Raw genomic sequence first — 4,297 nt, 5'->3', positions numbered from 1 at the left:
GGCCCGGCCTTTCGGCTGTCCCGGACTTGAGGACGGAGCAGTCGGGCAACGCAGGTGTGACATGTGTACGAAACCATGGCATGAAGCTGCGTAGTCTGCTGTGCGTCGGTGGAAGAACGAGATGGGGAAGGGAGAGGAGCCGCCATGCCCGAGGACGACAAGGCCATCAAGGGCGACAAGAAGGACGACAAGGGAATCCTCCGCGTCGGCACAGCCGTCCGGAGACGGCGCCGCGCCCTGGAGCTCACCCTCGCCGTGGTGGCCCAGCGCAGCGGACTGTCGGTGCCCTTCCTCAGCCAGATAGAGAACGAGCGGGCCCGCCCCAGCATGCGTTCCCTCCAGCGCGTCGCCGAGGCGCTGGAGACCACGGCGGTGCAGCTCCTCGCCGCCGCCGACTCCGCGCTCTCCGTCGACCTCCTCAGGGCCGCCGACGACCCCGGGCTCGAAATCGGCTCGGGCGTACGGCCGCTGGTGCGCGGCCACCACCAGCTGCACGCCGTGGAGTTCACCGGCATGCAGGACGCGGGCCGCGAGTACCAGCACCGCAACGACGAGCTGATGTACGTCGCGGACGGCGCGGTGGAGGTCGAGGCGGAGGGCCGGGCCTACCGGCTGTCCCGCGGCGACACACTGCACCTGAGCGGCGGGGTGCGGCACCGGTGGCGGGCCACGGAGCCCGACACCAGGATCGTCGTCGTGGCCGTCGCCGAGCACATCGACGCGGCCGACGAGTCGCGGCGGTAGGGGGCGGGGTGCGGGTCGTCTCGCTGGTTCCTTCGCTGACCGAGGCGATCGCCGTCACCGTGCCGGGCACACTGGTCGGGGTCACCGACTGGTGCACGCACCCGGCCGACCCGGGGCCCGGCGCCGTCCGCATCGGCGGTACCAAGAACCCCGACGTCCCGGCGGTCCTCGCGCTGCGCCCCGACCTCGTCGTCGCCAACGAGGAGGAGAACCGGGAACCGGACCTCGCCGCCCTGCGGGAGGCGGGGGTCGACGTCCTGGTCACGGAGGTACGCACCCTGGAGCAGGCCTTCGCGGAACTGGACCGGGTGCTGCGCGCGTGCGGCGCGGCCGGCCGCCCGCGGTGGCTGACCGAGGCGGAGGCGGCATGGGCCGCGGTGGTCCCCGCGACCCCCGCCCGCCGGGCCGTCGTGCCGATCTGGCGGCGGCCCTGGATGGTGCTGGGCCGCGACACCTTCGCGGGCGACCTGCTGCGCAGACTCGGCGTCGAGAACGCGTACGCCACCCACGAGGACCGCTACCCCAGGATCGACATCGGTCAACCGGCCGGGAACGGGACCGACCTGGTGGTCCTCCCCGACGAGCCCTACCGCTTCACCGCCGACGACGGGCCCGAAGCCTTCCCCGGGCTCCCGGCCGCGCTCGTCGACGGACGCATGCTGACCTGGTACGGGCCCTCGCTCGCCGAGGCCCCGGCCGCGCTCAGCGCGGCGCTGCGAGCAGCGCACCGCTGAACAGGCCCCGTACGGTACGGGTCGCGGTCACCGCCCACGCCGCCACCAGCAGGACGAACAGCCCCGTCGCCAGCCACCCGAGGGCGTCGAGACCGGTGTGCCGGGCCAGGCCCGCAGCCCCCGTCACGCACGTACCGACGGGGAAGGTGAAACCCCACCAGGTCATCGCGAAGGGCATCCCGGCGCGGGCGGCCCGTACGACCAGTGCGACGGCCAGCAGCAGCCACAGCAGGGCGAAGCCGAGCACCGGGACGCCGTAGACGACGGCGAAGGCCTGGAAACCGTGGGCGTACGTCGCCCCTATCGCCCCGGGCGCGACGTCCGCGAGCTGGTTGACCGCGGTGGTCGACTGGCCGAGCGGGCCCAGCACCAGGAACAGCGTGGGAGTGAGCGCCAGCGGCAGCGGACCGTGCACGATCAGCCGGGCGAAGATCAGCGGCAGGAGGAGCAGCGTGGCCAGCAGGCTCAGGCCGAACAGGGCGTAACAGGCGAGCAGCATCGCCGTCCGCAGCTGCCCCTGCGGCAGGTGCGGGATCAGCTGGGGTCCCAGCGCGGAAGACACCATGGGCGCGACCACGGGCAGCAGCCACACGGGCGAGGCACTCCCGGGCCCGTCGATCCGGTGCCGTACGACCATCAGGTACGGGATGGCCAGCGCGGCCAGCAGCCCGAGGACGGTGCCGGTCACCCACATCACCGACGCGACGGCGAGCGCGGCGTCCGGGCCGAGCACGCCCTGCCCCACTGCCATGGTCGAGCCGCCGACGGCGAGCACGGCCATCGCCAGGCAGCCGTAGAACGGCGCGACCGCCGGATCGAGGAGGTGTGCGCGGGCCTGGTCGCGATGGTGGTGCCAGTGGGCGGCCCTGGCCACCAGCAGGGTGAGCAGGGCCACGGCGGCGAGCACCCAGGCACAGGTCAGCGCGGCGCTCAGGACGGGGGAGCGGTACGGGAGGGCCGTACCGGCGGTGGCCAGGATCGCGGTTCCCATGACGGTGGCGTACCAGTTGGGGCCGAGGTGGCGCAGGGGAGAGGTGGGAGCGGCGGGGAGCGCCGGGGTGGGGGTGAGGGGTTGCGCGGTGGTGGCCATGTATCCAGCGTCGGCCCGGGAAGCCGCTCCCACCAGGGACTTTACTTCTATGGACACATAAGCTGGGGTTATGAGCTCCGATTCGCCGGTACCCGTACAGCTGTCGCACCGTGTCCCCGACCTGGCGGCGCTGGAACTGCTCCTCGCCGTCGCCCGGCTCGGGAGCCTCGGGCGGGCCGCCAGGGAACGGGGCATCTCGCAGCCCGCGGCGAGCGGCCGGATCCGGTCGATGGAGCGGCAGCTCGGGGTGACGCTGGTGGAGCGCTCGCCGAGGGGGTCGCGGCTGACGGCCGCCGGAGCGCTGGTGACGGACTGGGCGGGGCGGATCGTCGAGGCGGCGGAGGCGTTCGACGCGGGCGCGCGGGCGCTGCGCGGACAGCGGGACTCGCGGCTGCGGGTGGCGGCGAGCATGACGATCGCGGAGTACCTGCTGCCGGGCTGGCTGGTCGCCCTGCAGGCGGAGCGGCCGGGGACCGCCGTGTCGCTGCTGGCGGGCAACTCGGCCGCTGTGGCACGGCAGTTGCTGGAGGGGGCGGCGGACCTGGGCTTCGTGGAAGGGCTGGCGGTCCCGGAGGGGCTCGAAGGGGTGGTGATCGGGCACGACCGGCTGATAGTGGTGGTGGCGCCCGGGCATGCGTGGGCGCGGCGCGGGCGGTCCGTGACCGCTGCGGAGCTGGCGTCCACACCGCTGATCCTGCGGGAGGAGGGGTCGGGAACCAGGCAGGTGCTGGACGCGGCGCTCGCCCCGTACGGAGGGTTGGCGCAACCGCTCCTCGAACTGTCCTCCACGACCGCCGTGAAGGCGGCGGCGGTGAGCGGGGCAGGCCCGAGCGTGCTGAGCGAGCTGGCGGTGGGGGAGGAGGTCGCGTCGCGACGGCTGGTGCGGGTGGAGGTGGAGGGGGTGGTGCTGCGGCGCGACCTCCGGGCGGTCTGGCCCACGGGGCCGGGGCCGGCGGGGCCGGGGAGGGACCTGCTGGCGCTGACGCGGAGGGGGTAGGGGGTGTGAGCGCCCCGCGCGGGGCCGGCGGATTTCGCGCGGGTGTGTCGTGGCTGGTCGCGCGGTTCCCCGCGCCCCTGAAGGGGCGCCCCCACGCCTTCAGCCTTTCCCCTTGCCCCCCGCCGCCCCCCCGGGGCCTCCGCGTGAAGCAGCCGGTTCCGACGGCGCGTCGGACCGAGCGGCGCCCGTGCTGTTTGCCGCGGCGGCGAGCGGTTACCCGAGGGCCATGACTGCACAGAACGCGAACGCCAAGTCCACCGCCGCCGCGGCCAAGAAGACCGCCGCGAGCGCCACCGACCAGGCCAAGGAGGCCACCGGGCAGGCGAAGGAGGCCACCGGGCAGGCGGGCAGCGCCGTACAGACGGCGACGTCGGCCGGGCTCAAGGGTGTGCAGGCCGGGAAGCAGGCCCTGGAGTCCGCTTCGGGGAAGGTCGTCTCCACGGCGACCACCGCCTGGACCCTCTTCAACAACCGCAAGGCGATCGTCGCAGGGGCGGGCGCCGGAGTGGTTGCCGTCGGCGCCGTCTCCTACGCCGTCGGCCGCAAGGTCGAACAGCACAGCCACGGCCCGCTGACGAAACTCCTCGCGGGTACGAAGCTCTGAGTCGCCGGGGTGCGGGGGCGGGGAGGTCCGACGGGGTCCGGCAGTGCCCCTCCGGGGGTGCGGGGAACCGCGCGACCGGCCGCGAGGCGCCGCAGAACCACCGACGGCGCCACGCGGCACCTCCACCC

5 protein-coding genes are annotated in these 4,297 nt (G+C 74.2%); 4 read left to right on the top strand and 1 reads right to left on the bottom strand.

Annotation, left to right across the window (positions count from 1 at the left end; translation table 11 throughout):
- Positions 1 to 144: 144 nt before the first annotated feature.
- Together ACWGIG_RS37315 and ACWGIG_RS37310 are read left to right on the top strand one after the other, a co-directional pair.
- Positions 145 to 744 (top strand): helix-turn-helix domain-containing protein, encoded by a 600-nt coding sequence (locus ACWGIG_RS37315; protein ID WP_453326166.1) that lies wholly within the window; start codon positions 145 to 147, stop codon positions 742 to 744.
- A gap of 8 nt (positions 745 to 752) precedes the next feature.
- Entirely contained in the window at positions 753 to 1,478 is a 726-nt protein-coding gene (locus ACWGIG_RS37310; protein ID WP_453326165.1) for a helical backbone metal receptor, read from the top strand.
- Here the strand turns inward: ACWGIG_RS37310 and ACWGIG_RS37305 are convergent.
- Positions 1,447 to 2,568 carry a TDT family transporter gene (locus tag ACWGIG_RS37305; RefSeq protein WP_453326164.1) on the bottom strand — a complete coding sequence of 374 codons (1,122 nt, stop codon included), beginning with the start codon at positions 2,566 to 2,568 and terminating at the stop codon, positions 1,447 to 1,449. The genes ACWGIG_RS37310 and ACWGIG_RS37305 overlap by 32 nt on opposite strands.
- 70 nt (positions 2,569 to 2,638) lie before the next feature.
- On the opposite strand from ACWGIG_RS37305, the gene ACWGIG_RS37300 reads away from it, so the two are divergent.
- Both ACWGIG_RS37300 and ACWGIG_RS37295 read left to right on the top strand, forming a co-directional pair.
- Positions 2,639 to 3,565: a LysR family transcriptional regulator gene (locus tag ACWGIG_RS37300; RefSeq protein ID WP_453326163.1), complete on the top strand. Its 927-nt coding sequence runs from the start codon at positions 2,639 to 2,641 to the stop codon at positions 3,563 to 3,565.
- A gap of 226 nt (positions 3,566 to 3,791) precedes the next feature.
- Entirely contained in the window at positions 3,792 to 4,169 is a 378-nt protein-coding gene (locus ACWGIG_RS37295; protein ID WP_453326162.1) for a hypothetical protein, read from the top strand.
- The last annotated feature ends 128 nt before the right edge of the window (positions 4,170 to 4,297 follow it).

The sequence above is a fragment of the Streptomyces sp. NPDC054863 genome (assembly GCF_053610825.1).
The sequence above is the reverse complement of the archived record's forward strand: the minus strand, read 5'-3'. Positions and strand labels throughout refer to the sequence as shown.